General features: G+C 65.3%; 17 protein-coding genes. 5 read left to right on the plus strand and 12 right to left on the minus strand.

The features are described from left to right. Window positions 1–56 precede the first annotated feature (56 nt). A complete protein-coding gene (locus QE428_RS02590) occupies window positions 57–200 on the plus strand; it encodes a hypothetical protein (protein WP_165971335.1) in 144 nt (47 codons plus the stop codon). Window positions 201–203: 3 nt separating this feature from the next. On the opposite strand, the gene QE428_RS02595 is transcribed toward QE428_RS02590, so the two are convergent. Beyond that, window positions 204–2,042: a hypothetical protein gene (locus QE428_RS02595; RefSeq protein WP_307462694.1), complete on the minus strand. Its 1,839-nt coding sequence runs from the start codon at window positions 2,040–2,042 to the stop codon at window positions 204–206. Between the two features lie 160 nt (window positions 2,043–2,202). Between QE428_RS02595 and QE428_RS02600 the strand changes: the two genes are divergently transcribed. After that, window positions 2,203–3,666, plus strand: a complete 1,464-nt coding sequence (locus QE428_RS02600; RefSeq protein WP_307462697.1) for a glutamate--cysteine ligase — start codon at window positions 2,203–2,205, stop codon at window positions 3,664–3,666. A gap of 72 nt (window positions 3,667–3,738) precedes the next feature. On the opposite strand, the gene QE428_RS02605 is transcribed toward QE428_RS02600, so the two are convergent. After that, a complete protein-coding gene (locus QE428_RS02605) occupies window positions 3,739–3,909 on the minus strand; it encodes a CsbD family protein (protein WP_307462699.1) in 171 nt (56 codons plus the stop codon). A gap of 54 nt (window positions 3,910–3,963) precedes the next feature. Then, complete coding sequence (locus tag QE428_RS02610; protein WP_307462700.1) at window positions 3,964–5,037, minus strand: acyltransferase; 1,074 nt, start codon at window positions 5,035–5,037, stop codon at window positions 3,964–3,966. Between the two features lie 538 nt (window positions 5,038–5,575). On the opposite strand from QE428_RS02610, the gene QE428_RS02615 reads away from it, so the two are divergent. Together QE428_RS02615 and QE428_RS02620 are read left to right on the plus strand one after the other, a co-directional pair. Then, window positions 5,576–6,352 carry an SGNH/GDSL hydrolase family protein gene (locus QE428_RS02615; protein ID WP_307462702.1) on the plus strand — a complete coding sequence of 259 codons (777 nt, stop codon included), beginning with the start codon at window positions 5,576–5,578 and terminating at the stop codon, window positions 6,350–6,352. Window positions 6,353–6,418: 66 nt separating this feature from the next. Then, window positions 6,419–7,633: an O-antigen ligase gene (locus QE428_RS02620; protein ID WP_307462704.1), complete on the plus strand. Its 1,215-nt coding sequence runs from the start codon at window positions 6,419–6,421 to the stop codon at window positions 7,631–7,633. 42 nt (window positions 7,634–7,675) lie between these two features. On the opposite strand, the gene QE428_RS02625 is transcribed toward QE428_RS02620, so the two are convergent. From QE428_RS02625 to QE428_RS02665, 9 genes are all read right to left on the minus strand, one after another. Further along, window positions 7,676–8,164: an SGNH/GDSL hydrolase family protein gene (locus QE428_RS02625; protein WP_307462706.1), complete on the minus strand. Its 489-nt coding sequence runs from the start codon at window positions 8,162–8,164 to the stop codon at window positions 7,676–7,678. Window positions 8,165–8,784: 620 nt separating this feature from the next. Further along, window positions 8,785–10,128, minus strand: coding sequence for a phosphoglucosamine mutase (gene glmM, locus QE428_RS02630; RefSeq protein WP_307462708.1), 1,344 nt, complete (start codon window positions 10,126–10,128; stop codon window positions 8,785–8,787). Window positions 10,129–10,135: 7 nt separating this feature from the next. Next, entirely contained in the window at window positions 10,136–10,621 is a 486-nt protein-coding gene (gene rpsI, locus QE428_RS02635) for a 30S ribosomal protein S9 (protein ID WP_020098671.1), read from the minus strand. Between the two features lie 29 nt (window positions 10,622–10,650). Further along, complete coding sequence (gene rplM / locus QE428_RS02640) at window positions 10,651–11,097, minus strand: 50S ribosomal protein L13 (protein WP_065570908.1); 447 nt, start codon at window positions 11,095–11,097, stop codon at window positions 10,651–10,653. Between the two features lie 424 nt (window positions 11,098–11,521). Beyond that, complete coding sequence (locus tag QE428_RS02645) at window positions 11,522–12,604, minus strand: polysaccharide pyruvyl transferase family protein (protein WP_307462712.1); 1,083 nt, start codon at window positions 12,602–12,604, stop codon at window positions 11,522–11,524. 13 nt (window positions 12,605–12,617) lie between these two features. Continuing rightward, window positions 12,618–13,841 carry an oligosaccharide flippase family protein gene (locus QE428_RS02650; RefSeq protein ID WP_307462714.1) on the minus strand — a complete coding sequence of 408 codons (1,224 nt, stop codon included), beginning with the start codon at window positions 13,839–13,841 and terminating at the stop codon, window positions 12,618–12,620. Further along, on the minus strand, window positions 13,834–14,238 hold the full coding sequence (locus QE428_RS02655; RefSeq protein WP_307462715.1) for a DapH/DapD/GlmU-related protein: 405 nt from the start codon (window positions 14,236–14,238) through the stop codon (window positions 13,834–13,836). The genes QE428_RS02650 and QE428_RS02655 overlap by 8 nt, the downstream gene beginning before the upstream one ends. Window positions 14,239–14,397: 159 nt before the next feature. Further along, window positions 14,398–15,309, minus strand: a complete 912-nt coding sequence (locus QE428_RS14685) for a glycosyltransferase (protein ID WP_373457712.1) — start codon at window positions 15,307–15,309, stop codon at window positions 14,398–14,400. A gap of 196 nt (window positions 15,310–15,505) precedes the next feature. Next, window positions 15,506–16,069: an acetyltransferase gene (locus QE428_RS02665; protein ID WP_307462719.1), complete on the minus strand. Its 564-nt coding sequence runs from the start codon at window positions 16,067–16,069 to the stop codon at window positions 15,506–15,508. 52 nt (window positions 16,070–16,121) lie between these two features. On the opposite strand from QE428_RS02665, the gene QE428_RS02670 reads away from it, so the two are divergent. Then, entirely contained in the window at window positions 16,122–17,393 is a 1,272-nt protein-coding gene (locus tag QE428_RS02670) for a glycosyltransferase family 4 protein (RefSeq protein ID WP_307462721.1), read from the plus strand. The last annotated feature ends 11 nt before the right edge of the window (window positions 17,394–17,404 follow it).

Below are 17,404 nucleotides of genomic sequence, written 5' to 3' on the forward strand. Positions count from 1 at the left end.
CGGTGCCGATCACTCGAGTCTGAGCGCATCCGCGCTGCCGTCTGAGGAGGTCACCGATGTCCGGTCGTTCGTCGCACCGCCGTTCGCGTCAGCGTTCCGCTCCGAAGCCGCCCGGTCTGCGGTGGTGGGCGTATGCCGCCGTGATCGTCGTCGCGCTGGGCGTGATCGCCCTCGTGGTCGCCGCTCTGCTGGAGTACTGAGAGTCAGCCGACCCGGGACGCCCCCGCGGGGCGTCGCGACCACCACGCGCGGCGCGGCAGGACCGCGATAGGTGCCGGCACCTGGTCGCGTTCGGGGTTCAGCGGCACGGGGACTTCGAGCACGACCGCGTCGCCCCGCTGATAGATGCGGGCGCCGACGCCGAGCACGCTGATGCCGCGCAGCCGAGGGGCGACGACGGGGGCCTTGTCGAGGATGCCGGTCGACCAGGTCCGCACGAGCAGCGCATCGCCCGTGACGTCGATGTCGACCCAGACCTGCTTGGCGATGGAGTGCTTGATCGCGTTGACGAAGCCCTCGTTGACAATGGTGGCGACGCGGCGGGAGAGCGCGGGGTCGGTGAGCGCATCCGTCGCGGCACGCGAGATGGTGCTGTCGACCCCGACGACGGATCGCCAGGTGGCGACGAGTTCGGACAGATCCTCGTGGGCGCTCTGCACCGTCCCCTCGAGCGCGGCGGAGTCGACCTCGGCGATGAACGCGAGGATCGAATCGAAGGCGGCATCCGTCTCTCGGCGGAACGTCGCGACGTCGTCCGGAGTGAGCTCCCACTCGTCAGCCGCGGCGGCGAGCAGGACGCAGCGTCCCTGCACCCGCCCGTGCAGGACGTGCGCGGCGTTGCGCAGGGGCCGACGCGCCGAGGCGGTCTTCGCGGTCAGGGTCCGGGCGACGAGGGCGAGCACGACCTCGCGCCGGTGGGCGCTGTCGGACGCGCGGGCCATCGCGTCGGCGCAGGCGGCGAGCGCGAGGGCGACGAGCGGCAGCGACGCGAGCGGAACGAGGCGCGTGGGGTCGTCCGGAGCGATGAAGAGGTGCGCGAACAGGGTCATCACGACGCCGGCGGCGATCCACGTGCCGGCGATGATGCCCCCGCGGCGTGACGGCGACGCCTCTCGAGTGAGGAGTCGGACGGCCAGGTCGGCGGCCAGGGTGACCGGCATGCCGAGCAGGACCGCGCCCGCGGCGACCCACGGGCCTGAGAGGTGGTACACGTGCGGGACCGCGCCGAGGAAGAAGACGAGACCGGTCAACGCAAAGGGGGCCGGGCGCAGCATCGTCATGGCGGAACGCGGCGGCGCGTCGACCTGCTGTTCCTCCCCCGTAGCGGCGATGACGCGCAGGTCGAGCCCCGCGCGCTCCTCGAGCTGGTGGCTGGCGGTGCGGACTTCCTCGGAGTAGTCGCGGACCGCGGCGAAGTCGATCGTGCCCGCGAGCATCTCTTCACGCCAGCGACGAAGCCGCGAGATGAGGGGGCTCAGCACCTCGCGGTTCTCGGATTCGAATCGGGCCAGGCGGCGCCGACCGTCGGTCAGCGCGACGATGGCCGCGCTGAGGCGGGCGCGGCTGCCGCGGGTGAGCTCGATCGACCGCACGGTCATCGCAATGATCGACAGCCCCGCCACCCACACGACGATGTTCGAGGTGATGCGGGCGGTGAGACCGCTGAAATCGGGCGTCCCCGCGTACACGAGGACGTACACGCCTTCGTTGACGAAAGGGCGCAGGATCGCGGCGATGACGACGGCCGCGAGGACGAGGATGCCGCGCGCCGGCGCCCGCCGCATCCGTCTCTCCGCGCGGGCCACGGGGATGAGCGCGGCGACGAGGGTCGCCCAGCCGACGACCGCGATGACCACGACCTGCAGATAGCCGGAGGGACCGGAGAAGTGCTGGAACGGCGCCATGACCGTGAGCGAGACGATCAGGCTGATCCACAGCGCCGTTCGCGTGAAGAAGGCGCGACTGGTAACGGCATCCCACCACACGTGGACGCCGAGGATGATGCGCCGCTGCGCAGCGAGTTCGGGTGCCCGCCCAGCCATTCGTCGTTCTTTCCCCAGAAAGAGGCCTGTCGGCCCGGCGTCAGTCTAGCGGCGGAGGCCCCTCGGCGAGAGTGTCTGCGGAGAACATGACGAACGCGGGACGAGCGCGACGCTTGTCAACGGCCCCGGCGCTCGCGACGGCCCGACCTATCGTGGCGGGGTGGGAGAAGAAGTCGAGAAGCAGGAGATCACGGGTGCCGACCGCACCCTTCATCGCGAGAAGATCCGTCGGAACCTCGACGTCTTCGAACGGATGCTGCGCGAAGCCCGGTTCGACACCGATGACCCGATGACGGGGCTCGAACTCGAGCTGAACCTCGTGGACGCCGTCGGGGACCCCGCGATGCGGAACGAGCAGGTCCTGAGGGCGATCGCCGACCCCGCGTTCGTGTCGGAGTTGGGTCGCTTCAACGTCGAGATCAACGTGCCGCCCGCGAAGCTGCGCGAGGGCGGTCTCTCGACCTTCGAGAGCGGCATGCGGCAGCGGCTGAACGATGCCGAGGTGCGGTCCGCCGATCTCGGCGCGCACCTGGTGATGATCGGCATCCTGCCCACCCTGGCGGAGCGTCATCTGAGCCGTGACACGCTCAGCCCGGACTCGCGATACGACCTGCTGAACGAGCAGGTCCTCGACGCGCGCGGTGAGGACATCGCGATCTCGATCGCCGGCCCGGAGCGGCTCGAGACGACGGCCGACTCGATCGTGCCCGAGGCGGCGTGCACGAGCACGCAGTTCCACGTGCAGACCTCGCCCGCGCAGTTCGCGTCGTACTGGAACGCGTCGCAGGCGATCGCGGGTGCGCAGCTCGCGGTGGCGGCGAACTCGCCGTACCTGCTGGGCCGGGAGCTGTGGCGCGAGTCGCGGATTCCGCTGTTCGAGCAGGCGACCGACACGCGTAGCGAGGAGTTGAAGGCGCAGGGCGTGCGCCCTCGCGTGTGGTTCGGCGAACGCTGGATCACGTCGGTGTTCGACCTGTTCGAAGAGAACGTGCGTTATTTCCCGGCGCTGCTGCCGATCATCGACGACGAGGATCCGCTGGAGGTGCTCGAGTCGGGCGGCGTGCCGTCGCTGGCGGAACTGAAGCTGCACAACGGCACGGTGTACCGGTGGAACCGCCCGGTGTATGACATCGCCGACGGGATGCCGCACCTGCGTGTGGAGAACCGCATCCTCGCGGCGGGTCCGACGGTGGTCGACACGGTCGCGAACGCCGCGTTCTACTTCGGCCTGGTGCGCTCCCTCGCGGAGGATGAGCGCCCGGTGTGGTCGCGGATGCCGTTCGCCGCCGCGCAGGAGAACTTCCAGTCGGCTGCGCGCGTGGGCGTCGACGCGCAGCTGTCGTGGCCGGGTACCGGTCAGGTGCCCGCGACGGGCCTCATCCTCGACACCCTGCTGCCCCTCGCCGCGGAGGGCCTCGATGCGTGGGGCGTTTCGCCCGACGAGCGCGACCGGTACCTCGGGATCATCGAGGGCCGCTGCGTGACGAGGACGAACGGCGCCGAATGGTTCGCCCGTCGCATGCGGGCACGCTCGGGGATGGAGCGTGCCGACGCCCTTCGCGCCACGCTGCTCGAGTACCGCGAAGCGATGCACACGAACGAGCCGGTGCACACCTGGAGCTGAGACCGCACCTCCCGATGCACATGCAGAACGCCCTGGCCCGAGGGCCAGGGCGTTCGCGTCAGCATCAGTGGCTTACTTGAACGCGTCCTTCACGTTCTCGCCGGCCTGCTTGACGTTCGCCTCGGTCTGGTCCTTGTGACCTTCAGCCTCGAGGCGCTCGTTGTCGGTGGCCTTACCGGCCGCTTCCTTGCCCTTGCCGGTGAGGTCCTGGGCGGCGTTCTTGATCTTGTCGTCGAGTCCCATGATCTGGTCCTTTCGTCGATGTCCCGGGAGCGGAGCGTTCCGGGACAACCAACGCTACGAACGGGAGGGGGATGCTGCGAGGCCCTGGTGTTTTACCGTCGGATGAGTTAGCCGGGCCTTGAACCTGTTGAACGGCCGCTCGACGAGGAACCAGCTGACGGTCGCCAGTGCGACGGTGATGATCGGGGCGATCCAGGGCCAGCTATTCGGCGCCAGGTCGCGCACCCAGAACGTGACGGGGTAGTTCCACAGGTAGGCGGCGTACGAGATGACGCCGAGGCCCAGGAGGGGCTTCGCGATCGACGGGACGATGGGGACCGTCCGCAGGTACCAGATGAGCGCGACAGTCAGCACACCGATGAGCACACCGCCGACGGCGTAGACGATGAGCGAGCTCTTCGCATCAGGGAAGAACGCGAGCACGATGAGGCCTGCACCCGCTCCTCCGGCCACCCAGGGTCGTCGGCGTTCCGTGATGACCCGGTTGACCCTCGCCTGCGCCAGGTTGGCCGCGGCGCCGATGATCATGGCGATGGTCCACGTGGTCGGCAGCGTGTAGAGGAAGGTGAGGTCGTCGCGGTGGACGACGATCGTGACCGCGAGGGCGGCCAGGATGACGACTGCCGCTCCGAGCACGACGGCACGGAGCCGTCGGAAGCGGATGCCGAGCACCAGCAGGAGCGGCCAGACCAGGTAGAACTGCTCTTCGTTCGCGAGCGTCCACAGGTGGGTCATCGAGCGGCTGGTGGGCTCGAGGCCGGGAATGTTCGTCGTGTAGGTCGCGGCGAGCACCACCGTGCGCCACACCGCGTCGCGCGTGTCGATGAGGTCGACGACGCCTTCGACGATGACGAACCCGACGAGCAGGAACGCCAGAGCGGGAACTAGCCGGATCGCGCGGTTGCGGTAGAACCGCCCGTACCGCACCCGCCCGTGCTGTCGAACGTCGGAGACGAGGATGCCGGTGATCAGATACCCGCTGAGGGTGAAGAACACGACGACCCCGACGATGCCCGCACCGCCGAACACCTGCGGCCAGGAATGCCGCAGGAGCACCAGCAGGATCGCGAACCCGCGCAGGAGGTCGAGTCCTCGGATGCGATGTGGGCTCACGGCCGTGGAGGGCATCCGGTCTCCTCCCGATCGGTCACTGCCGATCAGAGAGTAGCGGCACGTCGGCGCTGTCGCGGATCGGTCGGCGCGGCAACCCATTCCGCGCCCCCTTGGACGACGAGCCAATCGGGCGACTCGGAGGGTAGAAGACCTCCCGCGCGCCCCACACATCTGCCTCAGTCTCCAAGCTCACAGGGCTCCGAGCAATCCTGTACATACGTGTTCAAGTGAGCGTGGAGTCGACCCTCTACCGCGGGGCTCGAGACAGGAGTTCGGTCCGCGTTGGAGGGGAGGCTCCGCAAGCCACCGTCACCGTCGCCGTTGGTCCCCGGATGAGGTCGCCGCTCCGTGGGGACGGCGGCGACCCGTGCCCCTCGCGCAATCGCGTTCGATAGCCGGAAACACCAGCACCGTATTATCGAAGGATGGGTTTCGGATACGAGATCGGCGAATGAACATGAGACGTCGCAGCTCGGGACTGCTTCCGCGCTGGGTGCCTCTCGCAGCAGCGTCTGCTGTCCTGCTCATTGTAACGGGCGCGTCGATCACGGCGATGAGCCAGCACGAACAAGCGCTTGCGGCGGCGGCCGCGAAAGCGCAGGCATACACCTACGTAGCCTCTGAACCTCCTCCCGCAACGCGCGATCGCGTGACGGCATACGTGATCGGAGACTCCATCGTCGGCGGCGCGGGCACTGGTGGCAACCCAGTGACCCCCGGCGCGAGAATGGGGTCGATCCTCAATTGGTCAGTCAAGAACGACGGGATCGGTGGCAGCGGGTTTGTGGCGTTCGGGCGACAGCTCAATCCAGGCGTGGAGGTCGATCGCTCGCTGGGCACGCGGCTAGATGACGTTCTCAAGAGTAAGCCCGACGTAGTCATCGTGGCAGCAGGTCGTAATGATCGCGGCGAAGACCTCGAAGTGGTCAAGTCGCGCATGCAGTCCTTCTTCAAAGATCTTCGCAAGGGCCTGCCCAACGCGACGATTGTCGCCGTCAGCCCGTGGATCTGGGACATCCCTGAAGATCACGAAGCTCAGCCTGCGATCGAAGAGATCACAGAAGACCTTCGAGACACGGCCCAGTCTGTCGGGGCCATCTTCGTGGACTCCCGCACTCAACTGTGGGGCGTGACGCCAGACACGGTCGCGACCATGACGAGCGCTGATGGTTGGCATCCGAACTCGGCCGGCTACATCAATATTGGACGCGATCTCGCCCGTGTGCTCGTCGACGACGGCCTCCCGCGCGGCCCCGAGCGTTGGGTCGAGACAGCGCCTCTTTCAGGCGAGTACTACGACGCCTCAGACGAATTCTTCGACGGCGATTGAAGCGTCCGGCGCACACAGCCGTGAGTGAGAGTCTAGCTCGGGCGCGGTCGTGGTTAGATCAGGAGCATGCCCAGAGCCTTCGCTTTCGTGATAGGCGCCGTTTTGCCGCTTTCGTGGGGGCTTCCGTCCAACCTGCGCGCGGCCTGGACTGTTTTGGTGTTCGGGGTGCTCACCGTGCTTCTCCTGGCGGGGCGCGCGAGGATGCGACCGGACGGCGGCACGTGGATCGCGGCGGCCTACCTCGCAGGGGTTTCGACGCTGATAGCGGGGTTCCAGGCCGACAACCTCGGAGCCCACATTCAGAACGGTGTTTATTTGATCGTTCTCTGGGGCCTTGCCCCACCCGCCTTCCGTTGGCTGGCTTCGGAACGGTCGGATATCCTCCGGAGCGCTGCGATCGGGGTAATCGCCGGGCAATCGCTCTCGGCTGCAGTTGCCGCTGCGCAGGCACTCGGAGGCGGCACAGTGCTCGGTATAGCCACGGAGTATGGCCGTGCTTCGGGACTCTCGGGGCACCCCAACATCCTGGGGATCATGGGAGCCGTCGTGCTCCTCATGGTCATTACACACATGAGGGGTGCTGGGAAGCCCTGGAAGGTACTCGCCGCCGCGTTGAATCTGGCCGGCGTGTTGGCCACGGGTAGCCTGACGGCCACGCTCGCGCTACTCGTGGGGATCTTGGTAGTGATCCTCGTCTACAGAGTTCGGCTTCGCGTTGTGTTCTGGTCGGGGGTCGGTCTCTCCTTGGTGGGGGCGATCTTCGTCGTGGTGGCTTCGCGTGATGGGTCGCTTCGGACACCCTGGGAGCGCGTGCTACAGGTCACCGGCCAGACTGGATACATCTCGACCGCCTCCACCCGATCGGAAACCTTCGATGCGGCATGGAGGGGGATCGTCCGCGATCCTCTCCTGGGCGTCGGACTAGACGATGAGTCTGGCGTGACGAACCTCATCCTCGACGGCGAGGTTGTGACACACAACATCGTCCTGCGAGCGTGGTTCCAGGGCGGCATCGTGCTCCTCATCGCGGTCATTCTGATCTATGCGCTCTCCTTCGCCCTCATAGCTTCGGCGGTTCGTCGAAGGCTGGCCGCAGGCGAAGCGGCGATCCTCGCGACCATGCTCATGTTCGCCCTCACAAGCGCCACGCTCCAGCAGCCTTACTTCTGGTTGATCGTGGTGGCCGCAGCGGCGTCTGCGGCCATGAAGGTGCGTGGAGTGCAGAGACCCACGCACCCCCGCATCTACCGGCGCTCGCAGGTAGCACGGCCAGCGCTCTAGCGCGTCGGGATCACCTTCACATACGCCTGCAAGCAGGCTGGATCAGCGAGCGTAGGCCAATGACGCGAGCCCGTTCTCGACGATCACCTGTCCGGCATCGTTCGGGTGGACGTTGTCGGTTGTGGATTCGCGATCCAGACGGCCCGGTGCCCACGTGCGGAGGTCGAGGAGCAGCGCGGCGCGGTCCGCGTCAACGATCCCCTTCATCGCGTTGACGTAGGCCGACCACGGGGCGGCTCGACCGGTCAGCCCGCGGTCGGGGAACGCGATGAGCAGGACGGGCTTGCGCGGGTCGACGCTCCGGAACGTGCTGATGATGCAGAGCATGTTCGTCTTGTAGGTCGCGACCGGGACGTCCGTGGTCTCGTCGTTGTAGCCGAGCCGGAGGGCGAAAAGACCGGGTGACCGGGAACCGGTCTTGCAGGCGGAGGGCCGCGCCAGTTGACGTCGCCGGAGAAGTTTCCGATGTGAACCCGTGATGACTCGCATCCCAAGTCGGATGCTGCTGGTCTCGTCGCCGTCGTAGACCATCGCTCCTTCGATCTGGGCGGGGCCGGACGATGTCGCCTCGTAGTCCCATGACGATCGTGTGATTCGCCGAGGTGAGCGCGTCAGACGTGGAGACAGGGACGCCGTGGCCGGCGGGCGACGCGGGCTGCGTGACGACCGTGCGCGCGCCCCCGTCGATCGTGACGCCGAACTTGAGCTCCACGGTGGGGTTCGCTGCATGAATGACGAACGACGTGGACTTCTGCGTGATCGACGACTGATGTCCAGCGGCGGACAGCGAGACGCGCCGCAGTCCGAGCCCGCCCGCGACACTCGTGGCGGCCTCTTCGCCGCGCGCGAAGCCAGCCAGACCGGGCGCCACGTAGTACGCCGGCACGTAATCCGGCCGCCCGCCGTGCTCTGGTATCGGGCGCGAAGAGCCGCGGTGAGCAGGCTCACGGCACGCTTGTCTACGGCCGAGGCTCCGGAGCCTTCCATCATCGAGTCGCCACCCCGTGACGATCTCGACCGGGATGGTGTCGCACGAGGTGAGTGCGTTCCAGAACGGCGCGAAGGCGATCGCCTCTTTACGCATCGCCGCGAGGATGGCCTCGAGCGGGCTGACAACCTGTCCGATCTTGGCCGGTAGTACGGACGTGACCTCAGCCGCGCACGACCTCCGCAAGCTGCTCCGCAACCCGCTTCGCGTCTTCTTCGGACGCCGCTTCAACCATGACCCGAACGAGTTGCTCGGTGCCGGACGGACGCAGCAACACTCGACCCGTGTCTTGGAGTTCCGCTTCGACCGCCTCGACCGCGGCGAGCACGTCGGCATCGGTGGCGCGCGACCGCTCGACGCCCTTGACGTTGATCAGCACCTGCGGGAAGACGGTCATGACCTTCGCGAGTTCCGACAGCGGCTTGCGCTGACGCGCGACCTCCGCAGCGAGGTGAAGCCCCGTGAGCACGCCGTCGCCTGTCGTCGCGTACTCGCTCATGATGACGTGGCCGCTCTGCTCACCGCCGAGCGAGAACCCGCCCTCATTCATCCGCTCGAGAACGTAGCGGTCACCGACGCCCGTGGTTTCGAGGTGGATGCCGTTGTCAGCCATCGCGCGGTGCAGGCCGAGGTTGCTCATGACAGTGGCAACAAGCGTGTCGTCTTTGAGCAGCCCGCGCTCTTTCATCGACACCGCGAGGATCGCCATGATCTGGTCGCCGTCGATGATGCGGCCGTCGGCGTCGACGGCAAGGCAGCGGTCGGCGTCGCCGTCGTGGGCGATGCCGAGATCGGCGCCGGTGCGGAGCACTTCGGCGACGAGTACGTCGAGGTGGGTCGAGCCGACGCCTTCGTTGATGTTGAGGCCGTTGGGGTCGGCGCCGATGACGGTGACCTTGGCTCCCGCGTCCCGGAAGGTCTCGGGCGAGACGCCGGATGCGGCGCCGTGCGCGCAGTCGAGCACGACGTGCAGGCCGCGCAGGCTGGTGCGAAGCGACGCGAGGAGGTGCACGACGTAGCGGTCTTCGGCATCGGCGAACCGGCTGATGCGGCCGACCGCTCCCCCGGTGGGGGCGAGCTTCGGGCCGGTCATCGCTTCTTCGATGCGCCGTTCGACGACATCGGGCAGTTTGACGCCGCCGCGCGCGAAGATCTTGATGCCGTTGTCGGGTGCCGGGTTGTGCGAGGCCGAGATCATGACGCCGAAGTCGGCGTCGATGTCGCCGACGAGGAAGGCGGCAGCAGGCGTCGGCAAGACACCGGCATCGAGCACATCTACGCCCGACGAGGCGAGCCCTGCAGCGACGGCGGCGCTGAGGAAGTGTCCGGAGACGCGGGGGTCGCGGGCGACGACGGCGGTGAGCCGCTTGCCGGCGGCTTTGCGTGCGTTCGCGATACGACCCTGGCCCAGGACGACAGCGGTCGCCTGGGCCAGGGTGAGCGCGAGATCGGCGGTGAGGGGGCCGTTCGCGAGGCCCCGCACACCGTCCGTCCCGAACAGTGCCATCGAAGGATTAACGCTTCGAGTACTGAGGAGCCTTACGCGCCTTCTTGAGACCAGCCTTCTTGCGCTCCTTGACGCGAGCGTCACGGGAGAGGAAGCCGGCCTTCTTGAGGGTCGGGCGGTTGTTCTCTTCGTCGATCTGGTTCAGCGACCGTGCGATGCCGAGGCGCAGTGCGCCGGCCTGGCCCGAGGGGCCACCACCCGAGATGCGGGCGATCACGTCGTAGCCACCGGCGAGGCCGAGGACCGTGAACGGGTCGTTGATCAGCTGCTGGTGCAGCTTGTTGGGGAAGTAGTCCTCGATCGTGCGGCCGTTCACCGTGATGGTGCCCGAGCCGGGGACCAGGCGCACGCGGGCGATGGCCTGCTTGCGGCGGCCGACGGCGGCACCGGGGACGGAGAGCACGGGACGGACCGGGGCAGCCTCAGCGGCGGCCGGGGTCTCGGTCGAGTAGTTCTCAGGGGTCTGGTCGAGGGAGTCAGCGATCTTCGCCATCAGATAATCCTTGTTCTTCTCGGCGGCGCTTACTGGGCGACCTGGTCGAAGGTGTACGTGGTGGGCTGCTGGGCAGCGTGGGGGTGCTCAGCACCGCGGTAGACCTTCAGCTTCGTCAGCTGCTGACGACCCAGGCTGTTCTTGGGGAGCATGCCGCGGACGGCCTTCTCAACAGCGCGAACCGAGTTCTTCTCGAGGAGCTCGGAGTAGGTGACCGACTTGAGGCCGCCCGGGTAACCCGAGTGGCGGTAGGCCTTCTTCTGCTCGAGCTTCTGGCCGGTGAGGGCCACCTTGTCGGCGTTGATGATGATCACGAAGTCGCCGGTGTCGACGTGGTTCGCGAACGTGGGCTTGTGCTTGCCGCGCAGGAGCGTGGCAGCGTGCGAGGCGAGGCGGCCGAGGACGACGTCGGATGCGTCGATGACCACCCACTCGCGGGTGATCTCACCAGCCTTGGGCGTGTAAGTGCGCGTCACAGTAGTGCTGCTTTCATAGATTCGAACGGAGGAGTTCGTGAATCCCACTCCGGGGTGGTTCGCTCGGGATGCCGGTCGAACACGCCAGTGGAGGGCTCACGTTCGCGGTGCGAGGCCAGCAGGGCGCAGGCACCAATGGCCGAGGATAGCACGACACTCTGGCGTGGAGGCGAGCATGTACCCGCAGAGAAGACCAAACAGTGCGAACAACCCCACAGTCGCCGCCACGCGGAAGCCCAGCTCGCTGTCCGCGCCGTGAACCCGTACTCACCACGGTTCATGAGTAGCAAGGGCCTCACGCCGAAAATCGAGATCATCATCAGCAACGCCACCGATATTGGCGTCAGGAGTCGTCCTCGATCGAATTTTGTCACCGGCAGGAAGGCGATCAGCCCGAGAAGGGTGGTGATCGCAGGAACTATCGTTATCGGCTTGCCGCTCGATAGACAAACAGCTCTGCGGCGGCAGTCGCCACAGAGCCTGCTGCGATTCGCACCCCCTGCATGGTGCTTTCGACCTTGTCCTCCGCGAGGGCTTTTGCTATGACGTCCTCGATATTGGAGAGGTCTGGTTCGAGGCGGTCTACGACCAATACAGGCGAAAGCGTCTCAACCGTCTTTGCGCCGTTCTGCCTACTGAACGGGACCGGGATTGCCCTTTGCACAGCTCCGAGAATCAACGCGTGCAGGCGATTACTGATGACCAGACGACTGGTGTCGTAGGTCTTCATGACGGCGTCTAACTGCTCAGCGTGCGACCGCTCACCCCACAGTAAAGCGTCGCAGGATGCCGCAGTTGAAAGCTGCCGGTGGACCTCATCGTCACGACGAACCTGGGACACCAGTACAGGTTTCAGGCCGTGCTCACGAACCGATGCGGCCATGATTCGGAACTGATCGTCGGTAGGCATACCTTCCGCCCGGAACGAGAATGCGGCGATGTCCTTCGAATCGATCAACAACTCCGACGAGGTCCCTTCGCTGAAGGCCACATCGGGGGCGTAACGCACAGATTTCGATGCGAGAAGGTTCACGGAGAAGTGATCGCGCGCGAAGTAGACGTTACTCAGCGCAGCGCTCAGCCTGGACGCGGCAGCGAGTACCCCGGAACGTTTCCTACCTAAGACCGAGCGTCCGATTGCCACCACTCTGGCGCCCAGGCTCCGAAGGACGAGCGTCCTGCCAATCTGCGCGACAAGTTGAACTCCGCCAAGCACGCCACGGCGGATGTGCTCGGGACCAGGAGAAAGCACGAGGATTGCGCGCTGACGGATGGCCTGAGCGAGCATTGCTCGGGAAAAACCTCTGGGATTTGTGTAAACGCTCACGTTTTGACGGGAGTCGAGCCGGAAAGGCTCGAGGAAATCGCGCGGCATGTCGTCGATCAGCACGTGAAGTCGATGGACAGATGCGTCCGCCAGATCGAACACACGGCGGCGGATCACGAGATCGCCGAGATTGTCATCTTGTGCGACCAGGCTGAGGAAGGCGTGCAGTTCGCGGGGCATGAAATCGTTCGTCCTATCGAGACCGCTGAAGAGTGCTGAAAGTGATGACGCCAAGCGCAATGGCTTGTACGAAGTATGACGAGGCGAGAGCCAGCGCAGCCCCAATCGATCCCCCGATGATCGCGCAAACGGCAACGGACGCGAGACACAGAACAGAGCACGAAACTGAGATGACCGCAACCTCACGCTGCTTGCCCCAGCCTTGCAGTACCGGCGTGAGAAGAGAACACAGGGCTGCGGCACAGAGTCCGAGGAGGGTGATCTGTAGAGTCCCAACCGCCCCGCCGTATCCCGGACCCGTCACGGCGGGAAGCAACGATGGCGTAAGCGGTACAGCGATCGCGTAGGCGGTAGCGCACGCCAGCCACATCGCCACTGCGATTTTGAGGTTGGAGATCCGCCTTCCTCGCCCTTCAGATCGGGTGGCCACGGGAAGGAGCGCGGCACCCATCGACGTTGCCGGGAGCCTGAGAGGCACCGCAAGCCGCGAAGCCAGGCCGTAGTAGCCGCCCTGCACCCCGCCAGCGAGCGCAGTGACGATCGTCGCGTCTAGATTGCGCGCCTGCAGCCCAAGGGAGTTGAGCCAGAACGAGCGACCCGCCCGGATGACGTGCGCGGCCGCCGGTGCTCGTGCATCACGATGGACCCTCACAACGAGCCTCGCGTACACAGCGCTCGCCGTTGCACCCAGTGCGGACGAGACCGCAAATGCAAACAGGGGATTCAGAGAAGTCAGAGCTAGTACAGCGACGAGCACTCCCACGGTGACAGCTCGCCGCCCAACCATTCCCACAAAATTGTGCCGAGCATCGCCATCTGCGACTGCTACGCCGAGCCTGGCATCCGAAATTCGCTCGAATGCTGCGGACACTGCGAGCGGAAGAAGCAAAAGGAACCGTTCATCGTGCATGGAGAGGAGCAGGCCGAGACATGCCAGGATCGCAAGCACTGCTAAGGAAGTCACCGTATTAATGGCTAAAGCAGACCCGACAAGTCCCGCCACCGAATCACGTGCGCGCTCACGAGCGGCCAGCGTAGGGAGACCGAGATCGAAGGCGGCTTGCGCGACGGTCACCAGCCCGAGGACCGCTGCCACTAAACCGAAGTCTGAAGGGCCCATCGACCTCACGAGAAGCAGAAGAGCGACGGCCTGCAAAATCGCGGACGCGACCCGTCCTGCAGCAATCCAAACAAATTGTCCCGCCAACCGATCAGATCCGGGCAAGTCGTCACTCATACTGTTCGAGCATCTTGAGGTGCCGGGCTCGGTCGCCGCCGTTCGGGAGCCTTTCGCTGATCTGCCTTGCCGGATTTCCGCCTACCACAGAGAACTCGTCGACATCCCGGGTAACTACGGCACCAGCAGCGATGACCGCCCCGCTGCCAATCCTGACCCCACCGAGTACTAACGCGTTCGCGCCGATCCAGACGTCGTTCCCGATTTCCACGCGATCTTCGGGCAGCGGACCACGATCACCAACCCAGGTTGTGAATGCGATCGGGGTTCCCACGACATCGATGTCATGATCTCGCCGTCCGACTATCTGAACTCCGGCAGCGATCAGACAGAAGTCGCCGATGGAACCATCCACTTCGATGACTACCCGGCGACCGATGGCGGGCGTGATTGCCAATCGAGAGACCGTGCATTGAGCGGATCGATGCTCCTTGGCCCAAGCGCGGGTTGCGACCGACTTTTACTCGACCAGATATCTGCAGCCTTGCAACCAAACGCCGGGCAATCTTCTCGACAAACCTTGGAAGCCTGCTGCGATTGTTCGGTATCGTCCCGGTCATCCGATCGGCCACCCATCCGCATTCAAAGACTGACTTCTTCCCAGGAAGGCGTCCGCGAGGCCACCTGCCATCGCCTCTGCGGAGTATGCATTCATCACTTTTGTCGCGATCTCATCCCGGGGCTGCCGCAATACGTCTTGGGCGAGTTGTGCCATGACGGACGCCATCCCTGTCGCTGAATTCGCGGGAAAAAAATGAACTCCACCGAGCGTCACGAGTTCGATCTCCGGTGCGTGCGGCTCGTCGTCCGCCACCACAACAGGAACCCCAAATCCGAGACTCTGGGTGAGGCTGAGGCCCGCATATCCCGGGGACAGCGAGCATACAGCGCGGGAATAGAGCTTCTTAAGATCATCGGGGTTCGTGACGCCCCCGTGGAACGACACTCGATCCTGGACGCCAAGTTCGCCTGCCAGCCGCCGAAGGCGATCCGAGTCGACACCGTCGCCCACGATGTCCAGACACAATCCAGTCTCGCTGAGCACGGGATCCGCGAGCGCCTTGATCGCAAGGTCAACTTTCTTGCTTGCTACAAGACGACCGACATAGATCGCTCGTGGCGCTCCAGCATCTACTTGATCGAGTCCAACGGATCCCATGTCATCACGCCGGTACAGAGAGTTCGGCGCAACCCATACCGGTTGTCCCGGGACTTCTTCGCCCGCGGGCGTAACGCTGTCGTAACCGTAAAGGACAGTGCCGTCTGCAAGCGATCTCATCCAACGCCGAACTCGCGCCGTACTGGACTGGCGTCCCGCGCGCGGATGGAGATGCCCCCAAAGGAGAGTCCGGCGACGCCGACCGCGTCGAGCCAATAGCAGGGCCCACGCGGTTAGGCTTCGCGGATTGAGGTCGAGTATTGCCGTGTCAGCGTGAAAGACGGATCTGAAGTGACCGGTTTGGATCATCACGCGACCTAAGATTGAGCGATCTCGCACCGACGTGTACAGCGAATTGGGAATCCCCGTCTTCACCGATCTGTCGAGTTGGTAGGGTCCCGAGAAGACGCCAAGATCTGTCCCTAACTTCTCGCGGAGCAGCTCTATACAAGCAGTACGGTATCCGGGCAGAACCGCAAGGTAGAGCACAAACCTCTTTCCATCATCAGCGCTCTTCAATGGTTCGCCTTCCGACAGTTTCACAATCCGGACCTGCGACAATTACGCCGGCGCTGATCGAGCCGGAGAGGACAGTCAGGGGCTTGGCGAGTGCGTTCCGTCCCATGTTCGTGCCACCGAGCACGACACACCTCGAGGTGACCCAAGCACCGTCCTGGATCTCGATTGGGCGGGTTATCAATCGCATGTCGAGCCTGTGCGCGTGACTCCCCGTCGTCAGGAAGGTTTCCTGAGAAATGACGACGTCGCTGCCTACGCTGATGCGATCCTGATTGTGGAACCAAACGCCTTCGCCAATCCAAGATCTGTCACCAATGGTCAACTTCCAGGGGAACTTGACCCGCGTACGTGGACGAAAGACGACTCCGCTTCCGATTTGCGCGCCGAACGCCTTTAAGACGCGCACGCGGAGCCCAGAGCTGATTTGCCACGGGTTGGTCACAAATAACAGCTCGCACACAGCCCAGAGGTAGACGACCCATGCCGGACGATCCCAGGCCGCACGCTCACCGGGGGCCTTCGAGAGATCAATCACCGGGATGTCAGACATCGTCCACCTTCCGAAACCAGACCGAAACCGACGCGCGGCTAAGGTCGAGAGCATGTCGCGTCCCGCCCCCGCAGTCACTGTACTGGGAGTCAACTACCCCCCAGAGCCGACCGGCATCTCCCCCTACACCGGCGCGATGACGCGTGGCTTGATGAGGCGGGGATACCGGACGCACGTGGTCACGACGCATCCTCATTATCCGGAGTGGCGTGTATCGCCAGGTTACGGACAGTGGTCACGGAGGGAACATCTCGACGGTGTCGACACCCTCCGACTCCGCCATTACGTGCCGAGCAGACCCAGCGGCATCCGTCGTCTTTTTTCCGAACTGAGCTTTGGAATGCGGCTCCTCACGGCCCCGCTTCGGCGGCCCGATGCGGTCGTCGCCGTTTCGCCGGCGCTGTTCTCGTCCGCTGCGGCGGCACTGCGACTGAAGATCTTTCACCGCCAGACGCCGCTCGTCGTCTGGGTGCAAGACCTCTATTGGCTGGGTCTTCGTGAGACGGGTCAGGCAGGCGGGATCAGCAGCCGCGTCATCCAGCTCACTGAGAAATGGTTGCTCTCGAACGCTGACCGCGTCGTCGTCATCCACGACCGCTTCGCCGATCGCGTCAGCGTCGACTTCGACATCCCACGCGAACGCATCCACGTCCTTCGCAACTGGACCCACCTCACCCCTACTCCCCCCATCGACCGCGCCGCAGCCCGCGCGGCGCGCGGCTGGGGTGACGAGGTCGTGGTGCTGCACGCTGGCAACATGGGGATCAAGCAGGGCCTCGGCAACGTGGTCGATGCGGCCAAGCTCGCCGCCGAACGGGGCGACGACGTGCGGTTCGTCCTCATGGGCGGGGGCGGCGAGCGCGAACGCCTCAGAGCCCTCGGCGAGGGGGTCTCGACTCTGCAGTTCATCGATCCTCTCCCCGACGCCGAATTCTCGGCAGCACTAGCGGCCGCCGACATCCTGCTCGTCAACGAGTACCCAGGCGTCAGTGAGATGGCCGTGCCCAGCAAGCTGACGTCCTACTTCTCGAGCGGACGCCCCGTCATAGCCGCCACGGACGCGAAGGGCATCACCGCGGACGAAGTGCGTGCGGCCGGTGCCGGTGTCATCGTCCCTGCAGCCAGCCCTAAGGCTCTGCTCGACGCGAGCCTGAGTCTCGGCCGCAATCACGCTCGTGCTGACGAGCTCGGCGCGAGCGGCAAGCGGTATCGCGAGACGGTTCTCGACGAAACATTCGCGATCGAATCGTTCGCTACTCTTCTCGAAACGCTCATCGACGGAGACCGTGCGCGGCCTCCGCGTACCGTCGCGTCGGGGAGCTGACCAGCTCGTCT

Source organism: Microbacterium sp. SORGH_AS_0505 (genome assembly GCF_030818715.1).
In the GTDB taxonomy this organism is placed as follows: domain Bacteria; phylum Actinomycetota; class Actinomycetes; order Actinomycetales; family Microbacteriaceae; genus Microbacterium.